The organism is Pseudomonas sp. m6p (genome assembly GCF_055760375.1).
In genome coordinates this window covers 2,117,119-2,135,079 of record NZ_CM147084.1, presented here as the reverse complement: position 1 = coordinate 2,135,079, position 17,961 = coordinate 2,117,119, and the positions used below count along the sequence as shown (strand labels likewise).

Sequence of the window (17,961 nt, the reverse complement as noted above, 5' to 3'; positions counted from 1 at the left end):
CGTCTCCTGATGGCGCGGTCTCCAGCCTTCACCCTAGGTCAAATCACAAACCGCGCCACCATCGCATTCAAATCCACCGCCAGACGCGACAGTTCATGGGTCGCGGCGCTGGTCTGGTTGGCCCCGGCGGCCGATTGCGTGGCCAGATCACGGATGTTGACGAGGTTGCGGTCGACCTCACGCGAGACCTGCGCCTGTTCTTCCGAGGCGCTGGCGATCACCAGGTTGCGTTCGTTGATCTGATGGATCGACTGGGTAATCTGCTCCAGTGCCACGCCAGCGGCACGAGCCATTTCCAGGGTGGTCTGGGTGCGCTGGTTGCTTTGCTGCATCGACGACACGGCTTCACCGGTGCCGTTCTGAATACCGGCGACCATTTTTTCGATTTCTTGAGTCGACTGCGCGGTGCGATGGGCCAAGGCACGCACTTCGTCCGCCACCACCGCAAAACCACGCCCGGCCTCACCGGCGCGCGCCGCTTCGATCGCCGCGTTAAGGGCCAGCAGGTTGGTCTGTTCGGCGATGGCGCGGATCACGTCCAGCACCTTGCCGATGTCACGCCCTTGCGCGGCGAGGCCTTCGATCATTTGTGCAGTGCTCTGCACGTCATGGGTCATGGTCTGGATCGCGTCGACGGTTTTCACCACCTGATCGCGCCCTTCGCGGGCGGCCTGGGTCGACTGGTTCGACGCTTCGGAGGTCGACACCGCGTTGCGTGCGACTTCTTCCACCGCGGCGGTCATTTCGTTGACCGCGGTGGCGGCCTGTTCGATCTCGTTGTTCTGCTGTTGCAGGCCACGGGAGGCTTCTTCGGTGACTGCGCTCAGCTCTTCGGCCGCGGCGCCCAACTGGGTGGCGGAGCCGGCGATCTGTTCGATGGTTTTGCGCAGATTGGTCTGCATCGTCGACAAGGCTTGCAGCAATTGTGTGGCTTCGTCTTTGCCATCCACTTCAATCGACTGGGTCAGGTTGCCGCCAGCGATGGTTTGCGCCGCCTGTACGGCACGGTTCAATGGGGTGACGATGCTGCGGGTCAGCAGCAGGGCCAGCAGGACGGTGGCAAGCGCCGCGACAACAGCCACAATGACGATGCCGGTAATGGCGCTGTCGTAATGCTCACCGGCCTGCGTGGAGGCGACTTTCGCGCCTGCAGCGTTGATTGCGATCAGCTTGTTGAGCTGTTCGCCCATCTGGTCGGTGCCGTCCTTGATCCGCGTGTTGATCAGGGTGCGCATCTCGTCGACTTTGTCCTGGCGCGACAGCTCCATCATCTGGTTTTGCGCTTGCAGGTAGTTGTCGAGTGTGGTCGCGAACGTCTGATATAACGCACGCTCTTCGCCCTCTGCCGGCAACGCGGCGTAACTGGCCTGAGCACTGCGCACCTTGTCCACCAGCACGCCGATGCGCGTTTGCGCTTCTTGCAGGCCTGCCGGGTCGCGGTTGACCAGAATCCGGAACGACAGAATCCGCAGGCGCAGAACGTTTTCCGTTACCACGCCAAGGTACGTGACGCTGGGCAGTTGATTGGTCTCCATGTCGATGGAGGCTTGGCGGATGGTCGACATGCGGTTGACGGCGAACACACCAAGGACAATCACCAACAAGGCGATAAAGGCAAAACCGAGGAAAGCACGGGGCGCGATATTCAGGTTACGCAAGGACATGGTTGGACTCTCGGATAGAGGTAACTGCGAGCGTCCTTGCCGTCATCACTGGCCCTTGAGCGGGGTCAGTCCGGCGGCACTGTTCGAGGGAATCTGTGTGCGCCTGACCTCTGTATCGGCTGGGCTTTAGGAAGATTTCGTGTAAAGCGAAAATATTTTTCAAGGTGTTTCAGCACTGAAACACTCATACGCCCCCCCTGCAGGCGCTGCCGAAGGCTGCGATCTTTGGATCTTGATCTTTAAAAACAAAATCAAAAGATCGCAGGCTTCGGCAGCTCTTACAGGGTTTGCTCAGGATTTCGCTGCCATCCGCCAGACGCGGGCAATGTCCGTCGCCCGTTCTCGCAACAAGCGTGGGGCTTCGGCGCAGGCCTGCTCCAGGGTCATCGGGCCGCTGGTGACTGCGAATGCGGCGTCGATGCCGTGCTCGTAGAGCTCCTGATAACCCTCGCCGAGCGTGCCGGCGATGACAATTACCGGGACATCGTGTTTTTTGGCGATCCGCGCCACACCAAACGGCGTTTTGCCGCGCAGGGTTTGCGCGTCGAACCGCCCTTCTCCGGTGATCACCAGATCGGCGCCGTTGACCGCTTCGGCCAGCCCCACCAACTCGGCCACCACTTCAACGCCAGCCTGAAATTGCGCACCGAGAAACGCCTTGGCCGCAAAGCCCAATCCCCCCGCCGCACCGCTGCCCGGCTCATCGCGAACATCTTTGCCCAACGCTTGCGCGCAGAAGTCGGCGAAGTGACCGAGGGCCTGATCCAGTTGTTGCACCTGTACCGGTGACGCGCCCTTTTGCGGGCCGAAAATCGCCGAGGCACCGTGCGGCCCGCACAGTGGATTGTTGACGTCGGCGGCGATGTCGAAGCGCACTTGGGCCAGACGCGGATCAAGCTCGCTCAAGTCCAGCCGCGCCAGTTGCGCCAAGGCCAGGCCGCCCGGTACCAGCACCTGACCTTGTGCATCGAGCAATTTCACCCCCAGCGCCTGCATCGCGCCGGCGCCGCCATCGTTGGTGGCGCTGCCGCCAATGGCCAGAATCACCCGTTGCGCGCCGGCATCCAGTGCGGCGCGAATCAGTTCACCGGTGCCGAAGGTGCTGGTGATGCAGGCATCGCGCTGCCCCGTAGGCACCAACTGCAAACCACTGGCCTCGGCCATTTCAATGATCGCGGTGTGGTTGTGCGGCAGCCAGCCCCACGCCGCATCGACCGGAGTGCCCAGCGGCCCGCGTACCCGAGTCCGGCGCAGTTCGCCTTCGCAGGCAGCAAGAATCGACTCCACCGTGCCCTCGCCGCCGTCGGCCATCGGACATTTGACCAGCGTGGCGTGCGGCCAGACTTGCGCCAGGCCCAGCTCAATGGCCTCGGCAACGCCTTGGGCACTCAGGCTGTCCTTGAACGAATCGGGGGCAATGACGATCTTCATGCGAATTCTCCAGTTCCAATGCGCTTCATGCTGCCAGTCGGCACGCGCATTGACGCCTGTCCGCTGCACAAGGGCGGTTGGCGTTTATTGTTCATTTCTACAAAAGCCTTGGACTTGATGCCGAATGCTCTGGCCTCATCGCTGGCAAGCCAGCTCCCACAGGGATCTTCAGTGGCTACATAACTTGTAATCACCTTGTAAACCTGTGGGAGCTGGCTTGCCAGCGATGGCGGCCTTAAGAACAACTCATACCGCCGGATCAGTCTGCGGCAGTAATTGCACCCCAAGGTACAACGCCAACATCCCGTCCAGCCGCAACGGATCAACTCCGCTGATCTCGGCAATCCGCTCCATTCGGTAACGCAAGCTGTTGCGATGAATGCCCAGCGCATCGGCACAGGCCTGGCTCTGGCCGTCGTGTTCGCACCAACTGCGCAGGGTCGCGAGCAACTGGCCGTTACCGTCCTTGGCAATCACTTTGCGCAACGGTTTGAGCAGTTCATCCAGCGCGTCGTCATTGCGATGGCGCCAGAGCATCACCGGCAAACGATAGCGATTGAGCGTCAGCAGTCGCGACTGCGGCAGCACCTCCCGCCCATACGCCAGCAGATCGCCGACCCGACGATAACAGCGACGCAAACCGGCCAGCCCATCCGCCTGCCCGCCCACGGCGATGCGCAGAATGTTCCAGCCCAGGCCATCGAGTTTTTCCAGTAAACGATCATGCTCAACCGTTTGACTTGCCGGTCGGCACCACAGCAGCGATGACTTGGCCGAACTGACGCACCAACTGTCCGGGTAGCGCGAGGTCAACCACGCACTCAGCGCCTCGACGGTTTGTCCCGGCCCTTGTTCCAGGCCCAGCTCGAACAGGTACGGCACCCGGGTCAACTGCGGCTTGAGCCCCAGTTGCTGCGCCTCATCGACCAGCCGCGGCGAGTCGCCGGCATCGCTCAACAGCAACGCCAGCAGGTCATCGCAACGCTGGCGCCGCCATTGCTGCTCGGCCTGCTGATTGCGCTGACCAACGAGCATTTCGGCAGTCATGCGCACCAGTTCGGCGTAGGTGCGCAGTTGCTCCGGCTCGCCGGTAATGCCGAGCACGCCAATCAGGCGCTGATCGAGTAACAGCGGCAGGTTGATCCCCGGCTGCACACCTTTGAGATGCATCGCCGTTTGCGCATCGATTTCCACCACGCGGCCGTTGGCCAGCACCAGTTGCGCGCCTTCGTGACGGGTGTTGATGCGCTCCGGTTCGCCACTGCCGAGGATCAGGCCCTGGCTGTCCATGACATTGACGTTATAGGGCAAAATGGCCATGGCCCGGTCGACGATATCCTGAGCGAGGTCGTGATCGAGTTCGAACATGATCGGCAAAATCCTTAAGCAACGGCGGCGGACGGTTGTTCACCCGCACAGGGTCTGGCGGCAAACCCTGTGCTCAGGCACAAAGACAATCCGGCCACAGGTGGCCGAGACTCTCAGGGCGATCAACGTTAACCTGTGCATCGCAAAAAATCATAATAAAGAGAGAGCCGCTATGTCGCAGAGCGCCGCAGCTACCCAGACCATCGACGACGGTAAAAACGCCGTCTACAAACGCATCACCCTGCGTTTGATTCCCTTCATTTTCATCTGCTACCTGTTCAACTACCTCGACCGGGTCAACGTCGGCTTTGCCAAGCTGCAGATGCTCGACGCGTTGAAATTCAGCGAAACCGTGTACGGCCTCGGCGCCGGGATCTTCTTCATCGGCTACGTGCTGTGCGGCGTACCGAGCAACCTCGCGCTGACCAAGTTCGGTCCACGGCGCTGGATCGCGCTGATGATGATCACGTGGGGCACGCTATCGACCTGCCTGTTGTTCGTCACCACCCCGACCCAGTTCTACACCCTGCGCCTGTTTACCGGTGCGGCCGAAGCGGGGTTCTTCCCCGGTGTGGTGCTGTATCTCTCGCAGTGGTTTCCGACGTTCCGCCGTGGGCGGATCATGGCGCTGTTCATGTCGGCAATTCCGGTCTCGGGCCTGCTCGGCAGCCCGTTTTCCGGTTGGATCCTCAACCACTTCGCCGCCGGCCAGGGCGGCCTGGCGGGCTGGCAGTGGATGTTCCTGCTGCAAGGCATTCCGACCGTGATCCTCGGCGCCCTCGCCTATTTCCTGCTGAGTGACAGCTTTGCCAACGCCAAGTGGCTGAGCCCGCACGAGCGCGCGGTGCTTGAAGCCGATCAGGCCGAAGACCTGGCGAACAAACCGAAAACCACCTCCGACTCGTTGCTTGCGGTATTCAAGAACCCGGCGATCTGGGCGTTTGGCCTGATCTACTTCTGCATCCAGAGCGGCGTGTACGCGATCAACTTCTGGCTGCCGTCGATCATCAAAAACCTCGGTTTCAGCGACAACCTGGTGATCGGCTGGTTGAGCGCGATTCCGTATCTGCTGGCGGCGGTGTTCATGCTGCTGGTCGGGCGTTCGGCGGACTTGCGCAAAGAGCGTCGCTGGCATTTGGTGGTGCCGATGCTGATGGGCGCCCTCGGCCTGCTGATCGCGGTGAACTTCGCCGCCAACCCGGCCATCGCGATCCTCGGCCTGACCCTTGCGACCATGGGCGCGCTGACCGGTCTGCCAATGTTCTGGCCAGTACCGACCGCGCTGTTGAGCGCGGGCGCAGCGGCCGGCGGACTGGCGTTGATCAACTCGATGGGGCAGATGGCCGGTTTCCTCAGCCCGTACCTGGTGGGTTGGGTCAAGGACAGCACCGGGTCGACCGATGCCGCGTTGTATCTGCTGGCGGGTGTGATTGTAGGCGGGAGTTTGCTGGCGCTGCGTATGACGCGCACTCTGCGGGCTTAATCATCACGCTTTAAGATCAAAAGATCGCAGCCTGCGGCAGCGCCTACAGGAAAACGCGTATTTCCATGTAGGCGCTGCCGCAGGCTGCGATCTTTTTTCTTTACTGATTGCAACGCCCGAACTTGCCAATCACGTAAAAATCCCGCAAAAACGCACAGATCTTTAAAGGATTTTTACCAATGAGCTCGATTCTCGATCTGGAGATCTTCGTCCGCGTGGCCGACTCCGGCAGCATCTCCGCCGCTGCCCGCGCGCTGGAACTGACGCCGGCCGCCGCCAGCATTGCGTTGAAGCGCCTGGAAACCCGTCTCGGCATTCGCCTGCTCGCGCGCTCCACCCGCAGCATGCGCTTGACCGAAGAAGGTCGGCGCTATCTCGACAGTGTACGCATCGCCTTGTCCGCCCTGGCCGAAGGCGAACAAGCGCTCAAGCAACACGGCGAAGGCCTCAGTGGGGTGCTGCAACTGGCGGCGCCGTCGGATTTCGGGCGCAACGTATTGTTGGCATGGCTGGATGAATTCAAACGCGAACACCCGAATATTCAATTGCAACTGCTGCTCAACGATCGGCACGCCGATCTGTTTCGCGAAACCGTGGATGTCGCGTTGCGCTTCGGCGTGCCCAGCGACTCGACGCTGGTGGCGCTGCCGATTCTGCCGGCGCATCGACGAGTAGCCTGCGCCAGCCCGGACTATCTGGCTCGCCATGGTACCCCGCAACATCCCGGTGAACTGAACGAGCACAGCGCCCTGCTCTATTGGCGCAACGGCCGGCCTTACAACACCTGGCGCTTCAGTCGCGAGGACGAAACGCTGGAAGTTGAAGTCCACGGTGACTATCTCAGCGATGACGGCGAAGTCGCGCGGCGCTGGGCGCTGGCCGGGCATGGCATTGCCTACAAGGCGTGGCTGGACATCGCCGAGGACGTGCGCGGCGGACGCCTGCTGACGCTGTTCGATGACTGGCATGGCGAGAGCGTGCCGTTCAATCTGCTCTGCCCGCATCGGGTCCAAGTGTCCGAACGCGTTCGAGTGCTGCAGGCGTTTTTGCAGACGCGTTGCGCGGCACTAAGCCGATAATTCACTTTGCCCCGGCGGACGCTTCTGGTATTTGATGGAAGCTTTCCCACCGATAAAAGGATTTCGGCATGAGCTATCGCACACTGGGGCACTCGGGGTTGCAGGTGTCCACCCTCACCCTCGGCACGATGATGTTTGGCGAACAGACCAGCGCCGAGGATTCGCTGCGCATCATCGACAAGGCCTGGGATCAGGGCATCAATTTCATCGACACCGCGGACGTCTACACCAACGGCCGCTCGGAAGAAATCGTCGGAGAAGCGATTGCCCGCCATCGTCACGAATGGGTGTTGGCAACCAAGGTCGGTTTCGGCCCGGTGGATGGCGTGCCGAACCGCAGCGGTTTGAGCCGCAAACACATCTTCAACGGTCTGGAAGCCAGCCTCACGCGCCTGGGTACCGACTATCTCGACATCTATTACCTGCACCGCGAGGACCACAACACCCCTCTGGAAGTAACCGTGTCGGCGATTGGCGATCTGATTCGTCAGGGTAAAATTCGCTATTGGGGCTTGTCGAACTATCGCGGCTGGCGCATCGCCGAGGTGATTCGCATCGCTGACAAGCTCGGTATCGACCGCCCGGTGATCAGCCAGCCGCTGTACAACATCGTCAACCGCCAGGCCGAGACCGAACAGATCACCGCCGCGCAGACCTATGGCCTCGGCGTGGTGCCTTACAGCCCGCTGGCCCGTGGCGTGCTCAGCGGCAAATACGCACCCGATGTCACTCCGGATGCCAACAGCCGCGCCGGACGTCAGGACAAACGCATTCTGGAAACCGAATGGCGGGTTGAATCGCTGCGCATTGCTCAGCAGATCCAGCAATACACCCAAGGCCGTGGCGTGGGCATGGTCGAATTCGCAATTGCCTGGGTGCTGAACAACAGTGCGGTAACTTCGGCGATCGTCGGGCCGCGCACCGAGCAGCAGTGGGATGCTTACACCAAGGCGCAGGCGGTGCAGATCACGGCGGAGGATGAAGCGTTTATCGACTCGCTGGTGACCCCGGGGCACGCGTCGACACCGGGGTTCAATGATGTGAGCCATTTTGTGTCCGGCCGTAAACCGCGTCATAGCTAATACCGCCGCCCTGTAGGAGCTGCCGCAGGCTGCGATCTTTTGATTTTAAAAGCTCAAAAGCAAAAGATCGCAGCCTGCGGCAGCTCCTACAGGGCGGCAGCCGGTTCAGAATGTGGGAAATATTGAGCACTCGGCCAATATTCAGAACAAAAACCACGTATCCTGCGCGCCCTGTTTGATCACCCATCCGCGAGGACAGTTTGTCTAAAGGTATCGCTCTATCGGTTTCAGCTTCGGTGCTGTTTGCCGTCATGTATTACTACACCTCGCTGCTCACTCCGTTGAGCGGCGTGGAAATCTTCGGCTGGCGGATGCTGCTGACTGTGCCGTGCATGACCGTGTTCATGCTGGTTTCCGGTGAATGGCGGCGGGTGCTGGAATTGCTGCGGCGCGTGGCCGGTTCTCCGAAGCTGACAGGTGGCCTGATCGTTTCGGCAGCGTTGCTCGGCGTGCAGTTGTGGCTGTTCATGTGGGCGCCGCTCAACGGTTATAGCCTCGACGTGTCGCTGGGCTATTTCCTGCTGCCGCTGGCGATGGTGCTGACCGGGCGCATCGTCTACGGCGACAGCCTGTCGTACCTGCAGAAAATCGCGGTGTTCTTTGCCACGCTGGGTGTGGCGAACGAGCTGTATCGGGTCGGCGGTTTTTCCTGGGCGACCCTGGTGGTCGTTGTCGGTTACCCGCTGTACTTCGTGCTGCGCAAACGCCTGAAGACCGACAACCTCGGCGGTCTGTGGGTCGACATGACGCTGATGCTGCCAGTGGCGTACTGGTTTGTACGCGGTGGCGAGCAAGGCTTTGCCGTGTTCGATCAGTATCCGGGCTTGCTCTGGCTGATCCCGCTGCTCGGTTTGATCAGTGCCTCGGCGCTGGTGGTGTACATCATTGCCAGCCGCTTGTTGCCATTCAGCCTGTTTGGTCTGCTCAGTTACGTCGAGCCGGTATTGCTGCTCGGTGTCGCGCTGTTGCTCGGTGAAAGTATCAAGGCCGGTGAATGGCTGACTTACATCCCGATCTGGCTGGCGGTGGTGGTGCTGGTGTTTGAAGGCTTCAAGCACTTGATGCGGCAACGCCGCTCTTAAAAGCAAAAGATCGCAGCCTTCGGCAGCTCCTACATTGGATACATTCTCTGTAGGAGCTGCCGAAGGCTGCGATCTTTTGATCTTGAAAAAACCTGGCATAAGCCAGGCTTTTTTATGGCTTACTCGGTCGCGAGTACACCACGGCGCACCTGGTCACGCTCGATCGATTCGAACAGCGCCTTGAAGTTGCCCTCGCCGAAACCATCGTCGCCCTTGCGCTGGATGAATTCGAAGAACACCGGCCCCATCAGGGTTTCCGAGAAGATCTGCAGCAGCAGACGCTTGTCATCCGGGTTCGACGAGCCGTCGAGCAGGATGCCACGCGATTGCAGTTGATCCACCGGCTCGCCGTGGTTCGGCAAACGGCCTTCGAGCATTTCGTAGTAGGTGTCCGGCGGCGCGGTCATGAAGCGCATGCCGATCTTCTTCAACTGATCCCAGGTCTTGACCAGATCGTCGGTAAGGAACGCCACGTGCTGGATGCCCTCGCCGTTGAACTGCATCAGGAACTCTTCGATCTGCCCGGCGCCCTTGGACGACTCTTCGTTCAGCGGGATGCGGATCATGCCGTCCGGTGCGGTCATCGCTTTCGAGGTCAGGCCGGTGTATTCGCCTTTGATATCGAAGTAGCGGATCTCACGGAAGTTGAACAGCTTCTCGTAGAAGTTGGCCCAGTAGGCCATGCGGCCGCGGTACACGTTGTGGGTCAGGTGATCGATGATCTTCAGGCCGGCACCGACCGGGTTGCGGTCAACGCCTTCGATGAACACGAAATCGATGTCATAGATCGAGCTGCCTTCGCCGAAACGGTCGATCAGGTACAGCGGCGCGCCGCCAATGCCTTTGATCGCCGGCAAGTTCAGCTCCATCGGCCCGGTTTCGATATGAATCGGCTGAGCACCCAATTCCAGGGCGCGGTTGTAGGCTTTCTGCGAATCCTTGACCCGAAACGCCATGCCGCACACCGACGGACCATGCTCGGCAGCGAAGTACGACGCTACGCTGTGCGGTTCATTGTTGAGGATCAGGTTGATCGCGCCCTGGCGGTAAAGGTGCACGTTCTTGGAACGGTGGGTCGCGACTTTGGTGAAGCCCATGATCTCGAAGATCGGCTCCAGGGTGCCAGGAGTCGGCGATGCGAACTCGATGAACTCAAAGCCCATCAGGCCCATTGGGTTTTCGTATAAATCTGCCATGGTGACGCCTCATCATTCTTATCAATTAACCAGAGTTAGTTGTCAGTAATGCTGAGACCGGCGGGTGGTGCGCAGGAGATGCCTCGCACACTGCGGGCGAGGAAGTCACCGTAGATCAGTTGAAACCCGAATATCTTCATTGTCGACCCAAGGCTCTTGCGGGCGAGGCTTCTGCTGCCAGAAGACGTTTATTATTGTATGCGTAACCGGATTCTACACAGCGTAAATAGGGTTGTCTGCCCTCTCTATAAAATCCGCCTTTTTCGCATCGGTGCAAGGGGTTTGTTGCACAGGTAAATTCCCGCCAGCACCAGCGCGCCGCCAAAGCACAGAGTCAAGGTCAGTTGCTCGCCAAGCAACAGCGCGCCGAGCAGCACTGCGGTCAGTGGATTGAGGGCAATGAACACGCCGGAACGGGTCGCACCGATTTTGCGGATGCCGTCGTAGTAGCCGATGTAAGCCAATGCCGAGCCGAACACACCGAGGTAGCTCAGGCTCAGCCATTGCGGCGTGTCGAGATTGAGCAAGGCTGCCGCGCTCATCTCGCCACGCAATGTCGCCAGCACCAACAGCATCACGCAGCCGATCAATACCGAAAACGTCACCGTCTGCAGCGGGCCGAGTGCCTGATTCAACTCGCGGGAAAACAGCGAGTAAATACCCCAGCCCGCTACGCAACCGAGAATCAACAAATCGCCGATCCAGGCATTCGGAGTAACGGCGAGCAATTGCGGGTTGCGACTGACGATCACCAGACTCGCGCCGCCAATGCACAGGGCGATGCCGGCGACTTTCACCCGGCCCAGGCGCTCCTTGAACAACAGCCAGGAAGCCAGGCCGATCACGGCTGGATTCAACGCGACGATCAACGAAGCGCGCGAGGCATTGATGTACTGCAGGCCATAAAAGAAACAGAGGTTGTAGAAAAAGATCCCGAAGAACCCCAGCAGCGTCAATTGCAGCCATTGCCGAGGCGTTGGTCGTACCAGCGGGATACGCGCAATCCATACAAACCCGAGCAACGCCACGCTGGCGAGCAGGAAGCGCAGGCTGGCGGCGAACAGCGGGCTGAGGCTGCCCGCCAGAAAACGCCCGGCGACAAAGGTCCCGCCCCAAATCATGGTCACGGCTGCCAGCGTCAGATAAACCGACCGATCAGAAACGTTATTGCGAGTTTGCTCCACGTTGCGCATGACGCTCCAAACCAGAGAAGCCAAAGGATGGCGTATCATTTACCTCATTCCCTCTCATCGTAAAATGAGCAAACACTCATGACCCTCACGCAACTGGAGATCTTCTCACTGGTCGCGGAACTGCGCGGCTTCACCCTCGCCGCCCATCGTCTGGGGATTTCGCAGTCAGCGGTATCCCACGCCATGAAATCCCTGGAGCAGGAGTTGGGCGTCGAGTTGTTGCGCCGACACCCGTCGCAGGTGGAGCTCACCGATATCGGCGAGCAGTTGCTCCAGCGCGCACGCGCCATGCTCGGCCTGGCCAACACTCTGCGCCAGGAGGCGGCCGATGCGCGGGGTATGAAAAGCGGTACGCTGCGCATTGGCTCGTTCGGCCCGACGGCGTCGATCAAATTGCTGCCGAAAATTCTTCAGCGCTATCGCCAAGTCCATCCCGGCATAGAAGTGCACATCGATGAGGGGCCGGACCGGCAGGTGCTGCAGTGGCTGGAAGAGCGGCGAATCGACGTCGGTTTCGTGGTGTTGCCCGAGGAGCGCTTCGACACTTTTGCGCTGGTCGAAGACCAGATGGTTGCCCTGCTCCCGCTCGGTCATCCACTGGCCGCAAGCGCGGCGCTGAGCCTTCAGGATTTATGTGCCGACCCCTTTGTGCTGACCGAGGCCGGTTCAGCGGAACTGGTTTCACGCCTGTTCACTGCCGCGCGGCTGCAACCGAACATTCGCTACCGCTGCTCGCAATTGCTCAGCACCCTTGACGTCGTCAGCCGGGGCGATGCAGTCACGGTCGTCGCCGAAGGCTCATTGCCAGACGATCCAGCGCCGCGCTACGTGAAGAAGCCGCTGTCGCCGGCGGTGCAACGTCTGATCGGCCTCGCTGTTCTCGATCAGCGTCAGGCTTCGCCCGCCACGCGGGCATTTATCGAACTCGCCAAGCAGATCAATCAGCCGTGAGCGGCACAAGCGCCAGCAGCCATCTATCATCCCTTCTGACTCCGCTGTTCTTCACCGGTGCGCCTTTGCCAGGCCTGCATTCGAGCGTTCCACCTCATCGCAACAGGATGCGCCTATGCCCTTGACCGTCAGACCCCGCCGCAAACGTAGCGTACGCATTTTGGTGACCCTGCTTTGCGGTGTATTGCCCGTGCTGCTGGGCGGCGGGATTCTGTATATGCAAGCCGAACGGGCCTTGCAGCAGAGCACGCAAAACACCGCCGATGAGGCGTTGCGCCAATTCGAGCTGATGCTCGACAACACCGCCCAGGCCGCCAGTGAATTATTGCCCCTGGCAGGCCAGCCCTGCGAAAGCGTAAAACTGGCTTTGCGCGAACAGGTGACCCGCCGGCCTTTCGTGCGCTCGACCAACCTGGTGTGGGACAACAACCTCTATTGCAGCTCGCTGTTCGGTGATTTCAAGGAAGCCGTGAACCCGGGCGACTATGCGCAAGGCAAACTGTGGTTGATGAATGGCAACCCCGTCACGCCCGACACCGCGCTGCTGGTGTATCGGCTCAGCGAAGGTCGCGGTGGCGCGCTGACTACGCTCGATGGCTATCACTTGAGCAACATCCTGCGCCTGATCGGTCGGCAGACGCAGTTGGTGCTGCAGGTCGGCGACAACTGGCTGTCGGCCGATGGCAAAGTGCATCAGGGCGCCCTGCCGCCGCTGCCGATAGCGCAAAGTACGTTGGTGTCTTCACGTTACGCTTTCAGTGTCAGCGCAGGGTTCGCGCAAGGGCAAACGTGGCGCTACATGGCCGCCGAATACCCACCCTTGTTCAGCCTGCTGATCTTTTTCGGGGTGATCTCGGGCGCGATCGCTCACGTCCTGCAACGACGCGCCACCTCGCCCAGCCATGAAATGCTCCGCGCTCTGGAGGCCGGCGAGTTCATCCCTTACTTTCAGCCGGTGGTGCATGGTGACAGCAGGAAATGGTCCGGCACCGAAGTGCTGATGCGCTGGAAACACCCCAAGGAAGGTCTGGTGCGCCCGGACCTGTTCATCCCGTTCGCTGAACATTCGGGTCTGATCGTGCCCATGACCCGCTCGCTGATGCAACAGACTGCCGCCCTGCTTGGCCCGCTTTCTGTGGACTTCGACCAACCGTTCCATATCGGCATCAACATCACCGCCAGTCACTGCCAGGACCTGGAGCTAGTGGAGGACTGTCGCGAATTTCTCGCCGGGTTTGCCCCCGGCAGTATCAACCTGGTGCTGGAGCTGACCGAGCGCCAACTGATCGAGCCGACCGATGTCACGCACCAGTTGTTCGAGCAGTTGCACACGCTCGGCGTGATGATCGCCATCGACGACTTCGGCACCGGGCATTCAAGCCTGGGCTACCTGCGAAAATTCAATGTCGACTTTCTCAAGATCGACCAGAGTTTTGTCGCGATGATCGGCATTGATGCGCTGTCGCGGCATATTCTGGACACGATTATCGAACTCTCGGCCAAGCTTGATCTGGGTATTGTTGCCGAAGGTGTAGAAACTCCGGCACAGGCTGACTACCTGACCGCACACCACGTCAACTTCCTGCAAGGCTATCTGTTCGGAAAACCCATGCCCGGCGCTGACTTCATCGCTGCATTAAGTGATCGTTAACTAAAAATAAATTAAGCCCGACGCTTCGACCCGACGCACCAAATTGATACAAAACACCACTGTTGTTACATGACGACAAGATCAGGATTTACTCTTGGCGCATTAACTACTACAATTTTTTCAGCCTGTGCAAGATTGACAGGTGAGCCATTATCACCGAGTCGCTTCAAGGCTCTTGGCTTATAGCTTTGTTTGCGGTTGGTATCAGCCAAACACACTATTGGAGTAAAGATATTGTCCAGACTCGCTGAATTTCGTGCAGCTGAAAAGGCCCTTCAGGAACAGCTCAAGCAGCTGGAATCGCTGAAGAACGATGCCGGGCTCAAGAAAGAAATCGAATTCGAAGAAAAGCTCCAGGGGCTGATGAAAACCTACGGCAAAGGCCTGAAAGACATCATCGCCATTCTCGATCCGAACCCGTCCAAGTCCGGCTTGCAAGTGTCCGCCGCACCAAAAACCCGCCGCGCTCGCGTGGTCAAGGTTTATCAGAACCCGCACACCGGTGAACTGATCGAAACCAAGGGCGGCAACCACCGTGGCTTGAAAGCCTGGAAGGAACAATACGGTGCAGCCACCGTTGATTCCTGGTTGCGCGGTTAATCTTGCGCCAACAAACAAGCCCTGCTGTATGCAGGGCTTTTTTTTCGACAATATCTAACAAAAGCAACGATTTCCCCCGCGCTAGTTATCAATCCGCTTTAACACCCACAAGACGTGAGGCTAAAAATTCATGCCGGGATGTTGCGACGGTCACCGCTGCTAAACTTTGTGCTTAATGCCTTCGAGGTATCTAACCTGGCCGAGGTGATACAGAGGCTTAAAGTTTCAAGCTGTTTCTCACGGCGACTATTTCGTCAGCACTGGCCTTATAAATCTCAGCCTGACCCGCGTAAGAAAGTACATAAGCCTTATCCGCCCCGACCGCCGCAACCAATGTTTGCGACAACACATGTCGGCCATTTTCAGTGATCGTACAGGTGGTTTCCAGTGCGTCCAGAGCGCCGAGTTTCGCCGGGTGCACCTTATTGCACACACTCTGATAACCACCCTGGAAAAAGTCTTTCTGAATCGACTTGCGCATCTCCAGCAGCACGCCCGGCACATTGACCTGATGACCAGCTTCAACCTGAGTCATGGTCAACTCCATCACCATGACCTGATTGCCATCGGCGTCGTTTTTCACCGCACGCTGGCGCGACACCTGCGGCGGTGTGTCGGGCAATGCCTGGATTTCCCACCCCGCAGGCCAGGTGATACTCGGCTGATCGGCCCATGCCGGAGCGGCCAGCAGCGACGAGAAAAGGCAAACGAATAGCACGTTGAACGGTCGGATCATTACCAGAGGCACTCGCAGATTGAGCAGCAAAGTCTGAGGCCCGGTCGCCCCCAGAGCAAGCCGCGCATTCGGTTTGGCGATGCCGCCCCGCATGCGTATCATTGCGCCCATTCACTCGCCCCATTGTTACGGAGGGCCTATGAGCCTGCACGAACTGAACACTTTCCCCGGCGTCACTGCCACGCCAGACAGCGCAACCCGCAACTTCGTCTTCAACCACACCATGCTGCGTGTGAAGGACATCACCAAGTCCCTGGACTTCTACACCCGCGTCCTGGGCTTCTCGCTGGTTGAAAAGCGTGACTTCCCGGAGGCCGAATTCAGCCTGTACTTCCTCGCCCTCGTCGACAAGTCGCAGATCCCGGCCGACGCCGCGGCCCGCACCGAGTGGATGAAGTCGATTCCCGGCATCCTCGAACTGACTCACAACCACGGCACCGAAAACGACGCCGACTTCGCTTATCACAATGGCAACACCGACCCGCGCGGTTTCGGTCACATTTGCATTTCGGTGCCGGACATCGTTGCGGCTTGCGCGCGCTTTGAAGAGCTGGGCTGTGACTTCCAGAAGCGCCTGACCGATGGCCGCATGAAAAGCCTGGCGTTCATCAAGGACCCGGATGGCTACTGGGTTGAAATCATTCAGCCTGCGCCGCTGTAAAAAGATCGCAGGCCTCGCCAGCTCCTACACATCCTCTGTAGGAGCTACCGCAGCCTGCGTTCTTTTGCTTCACCCATAAAAAAACCCATGATCGCTCATGGGTTTTTGCGTTTCAGCGACTGATGCTTACGCCGGCGCAGAAGTGCGGATCAAGTGATCGAACGCGCTGAGGGAAGCCTTGGCGCCCTCGCCCACTGCAATCACGATCTGCTTGTACGGCACGGTGGTCACGTCACCCGCCGCGAAGATCCCCGGGATCGACGTCTCGCCACGGTTGTCGACGATGATCTCGCCACGTGGCGACAGCTCGATGGTGCCTTTGAGCCAGTCAGTATTCGGCAGCAGACCGATCTGTACGAAGATCCCTTCCAACTCGACGTTGCGCAGTTCGTCAGTCTTGCGATCCTTGTAACGCAGGCCGTTGACCTCCTCGCCATTGCCGGTGACTTCAGTGGTTTGCGCACTGGTGATCACGGTGACATTTGGCAGGCTGTGCAGTTTGCGTTGCAGCACCGCGTCGGCACGCAGTTGCACGTCGAATTCCAGCAACGTCACGTGGGAAACGATACCGGCCAGGTCGATGGCCGCTTCGACGCCGGAGTTACCGCCGCCGATCACCGCCACACGCTTGCCTTTGAACAGCGGACCGTCGCAGTGCGGGCAGTACGCCACGCCCTTGTTGCGGTATTCCTGCTCACCCGGCACGTTCATTTCACGCCAGCGTGCGCCGGTCGCCAGGATCACGCTCTTGGCTTTCAGGGTCGCGCCACTGGCGAAATGGACTTCGTGCAGCTCGCCGTTCTTGCCCGGGATCAGCTTGTCGGCGCGCTGCAGGTTCATGATATCGACGTCGTACTGCTTGACGTGTTCTTCCAGCGCCGTCGCCAGTTTCGGGCCTTCGGTTTCCTGCACGGAAATAAAGTTCTCGATGGCCATGGTGTCCAGCACCTGACCGCCGAAGCGCTCAGCCGCAACCCCGGTGCGAATGCCTTTGCGGGCGGCATAGATAGCAGCCGAAGCACCGGCCGGGCCACCGCCAACTACGAGGACATCAAAGGCTTGTTTGGCGCTGATCTTCTCGGCCTGACGCTCGACGGCGCCGCTATCGAGTTTGGCGAGGATTTCTTCCAGGCCCATGCGGCCCTGACCGAAGTTTTCACCGTTGAGGTAAATGCTTGGCACGGCCATGATCTTGCGATCGTTGACTTCGTCCTGGAACAGCGCGCCATCGATGGCGACGTGACGGATGTTCGGGTTCAGCACGGCCATCAGGTTCAACGCCTGGACCACGTCCGGGCAGTTCTGGCACGACAGTGAGAAGTAGGTTTCGAAGCTGAACTCGCCCTTGAGCGAGCGGATCTGTTCGATGACTTCAGCACTGGCTTTCGATGGGTGGCCACCGACCTGCAACAGGGCCAGCACCAGCGATGTGAATTCGTGGCCCATCGGGATGCCGGCGAAACGCAGGCTGATGTCGGCACCTGGGCGGTTGATCGAGAACGACGGCTTGCGGGCATCGGTGCCGCTGTCGATCAGGGTAATTTGGCTCGAAAGACTGGCAACGTCTTTCAGCAGGTCAAGCATTTCCCGGGATTTCGCACCGTCGTCGAGGGAAGCAACGATCTCGATCGGCTGGGTGACCCGTTCCAGGTACGATTTCAACTGGGCTTTAAGATTGGCGTCCAACATACGGGCGATCTCCTGTGTGTTTATTCAAGGCGAAAAAAAGCCCGAGCGAATTTCGCCCGGGCTTTTTCAATGGGCGGTGCAGCTTACTGAAGTAG

Annotated in this window: 15 protein-coding genes; 8 read left to right on the top strand and 7 right to left on the bottom strand. The window is 59.5% G+C overall.

The features are described 5' to 3' along the window. Positions 1 to 38 precede the first annotated feature (38 nt). The 3 genes from ACYZUM_RS09625 to ACYZUM_RS09615 all read right to left on the bottom strand — a co-directional run bounded on the left by ACYZUM_RS09625 (position 39) and on the right by ACYZUM_RS09615 (position 4,463). Complete coding sequence (locus ACYZUM_RS09625) at positions 39 to 1,664, bottom strand: methyl-accepting chemotaxis protein (protein ID WP_108182650.1); 1,626 nt, start codon at positions 1,662 to 1,664, stop codon at positions 39 to 41. Between the two features lie 291 nt (positions 1,665 to 1,955). Next, positions 1,956 to 3,095 carry a glycerate kinase gene (locus ACYZUM_RS09620; RefSeq protein WP_108182649.1) on the bottom strand — a complete coding sequence of 380 codons (1,140 nt, stop codon included), beginning with the start codon at positions 3,093 to 3,095 and terminating at the stop codon, positions 1,956 to 1,958. A 246-nt stretch (positions 3,096 to 3,341) separates the two neighbouring features. Further along, positions 3,342 to 4,463 (bottom strand): sugar diacid recognition domain-containing protein, encoded by a 1,122-nt coding sequence (locus ACYZUM_RS09615; protein WP_086791111.1) that lies wholly within the window; start codon positions 4,461 to 4,463, stop codon positions 3,342 to 3,344. A 172-nt stretch (positions 4,464 to 4,635) separates the two neighbouring features. On the opposite strand from ACYZUM_RS09615, the gene ACYZUM_RS09610 reads away from it, so the two are divergent. The 4 genes from ACYZUM_RS09610 (at position 4,636) to rarD (ending at position 9,189) form a co-directional block, all read left to right on the top strand. Continuing rightward, complete coding sequence (locus ACYZUM_RS09610; RefSeq protein WP_041063709.1) at positions 4,636 to 5,946, top strand: MFS transporter; 1,311 nt, start codon at positions 4,636 to 4,638, stop codon at positions 5,944 to 5,946. A 179-nt stretch (positions 5,947 to 6,125) separates the two neighbouring features. Then, entirely contained in the window at positions 6,126 to 7,025 is a 900-nt protein-coding gene (locus ACYZUM_RS09605; RefSeq protein WP_108182648.1) for a LysR family transcriptional regulator, read from the top strand. A gap of 68 nt (positions 7,026 to 7,093) precedes the next feature. Further along, positions 7,094 to 8,107: an aldo/keto reductase gene (locus ACYZUM_RS09600; RefSeq protein WP_108182647.1), complete on the top strand. Its 1,014-nt coding sequence runs from the start codon at positions 7,094 to 7,096 to the stop codon at positions 8,105 to 8,107. Between the two features lie 200 nt (positions 8,108 to 8,307). Beyond that, the gene (gene rarD, locus ACYZUM_RS09595; RefSeq protein ID WP_041064620.1) at positions 8,308 to 9,189 is read left to right on the top strand and encodes an EamA family transporter RarD; all 882 of its coding nucleotides are present in this window, start codon (positions 8,308 to 8,310) and stop codon (positions 9,187 to 9,189) included. Positions 9,190 to 9,308: 119 nt separating this feature from the next. Here the strand turns inward: rarD and hppD are convergent, their stop codons facing one another. Together hppD and ACYZUM_RS09585 are read right to left on the bottom strand one after the other, a co-directional pair. Then, complete coding sequence (gene hppD, locus ACYZUM_RS09590) at positions 9,309 to 10,385, bottom strand: 4-hydroxyphenylpyruvate dioxygenase (protein ID WP_041067161.1); 1,077 nt, start codon at positions 10,383 to 10,385, stop codon at positions 9,309 to 9,311. 245 nt (positions 10,386 to 10,630) lie between these two features. Beyond that, positions 10,631 to 11,578 carry a DMT family transporter gene (locus tag ACYZUM_RS09585; protein ID WP_108182646.1) on the bottom strand — a complete coding sequence of 316 codons (948 nt, stop codon included), beginning with the start codon at positions 11,576 to 11,578 and terminating at the stop codon, positions 10,631 to 10,633. A 78-nt stretch (positions 11,579 to 11,656) separates the two neighbouring features. Here ACYZUM_RS09585 and ACYZUM_RS09580 point away from each other — a divergent pair, with 78 nt between their 5' ends. From ACYZUM_RS09580 to ACYZUM_RS09570, 3 genes are all read left to right on the top strand, one after another. Further along, positions 11,657 to 12,529 (top strand): LysR family transcriptional regulator, encoded by an 873-nt coding sequence (locus tag ACYZUM_RS09580; protein ID WP_108182645.1) that lies wholly within the window; start codon positions 11,657 to 11,659, stop codon positions 12,527 to 12,529. A 115-nt stretch (positions 12,530 to 12,644) separates the two neighbouring features. Next, on the top strand, positions 12,645 to 14,180 hold the full coding sequence (locus tag ACYZUM_RS09575) for an EAL domain-containing protein (RefSeq protein WP_108182644.1): 1,536 nt from the start codon (positions 12,645 to 12,647) through the stop codon (positions 14,178 to 14,180). A gap of 234 nt (positions 14,181 to 14,414) precedes the next feature. Continuing rightward, on the top strand, positions 14,415 to 14,780 hold the full coding sequence (locus ACYZUM_RS09570; protein WP_003224630.1) for a histone-like nucleoid-structuring protein, MvaT/MvaU family: 366 nt from the start codon (positions 14,415 to 14,417) through the stop codon (positions 14,778 to 14,780). Between the two features lie 217 nt (positions 14,781 to 14,997). Here the strand turns inward: ACYZUM_RS09570 and ACYZUM_RS09565 are convergent, their stop codons facing one another. After that, on the bottom strand, positions 14,998 to 15,516 hold the full coding sequence (locus tag ACYZUM_RS09565) for a DUF4946 domain-containing protein (RefSeq protein ID WP_174376815.1): 519 nt from the start codon (positions 15,514 to 15,516) through the stop codon (positions 14,998 to 15,000). 139 nt (positions 15,517 to 15,655) lie between these two features. Between ACYZUM_RS09565 and gloA the strand changes: the two genes are divergently transcribed. Next, on the top strand, positions 15,656 to 16,177 hold the full coding sequence (gene gloA / locus ACYZUM_RS09560; protein WP_108182643.1) for a lactoylglutathione lyase: 522 nt from the start codon (positions 15,656 to 15,658) through the stop codon (positions 16,175 to 16,177). Between the two features lie 126 nt (positions 16,178 to 16,303). Here the strand turns inward: gloA and ahpF are convergent, their stop codons facing one another. After that, positions 16,304 to 17,866, bottom strand: coding sequence for an alkyl hydroperoxide reductase subunit F (ahpF, locus tag ACYZUM_RS09555; protein ID WP_473061316.1), 1,563 nt, complete (start codon positions 17,864 to 17,866; stop codon positions 16,304 to 16,306). Between the last annotated feature and the right edge of the window lie 95 nt (positions 17,867 to 17,961).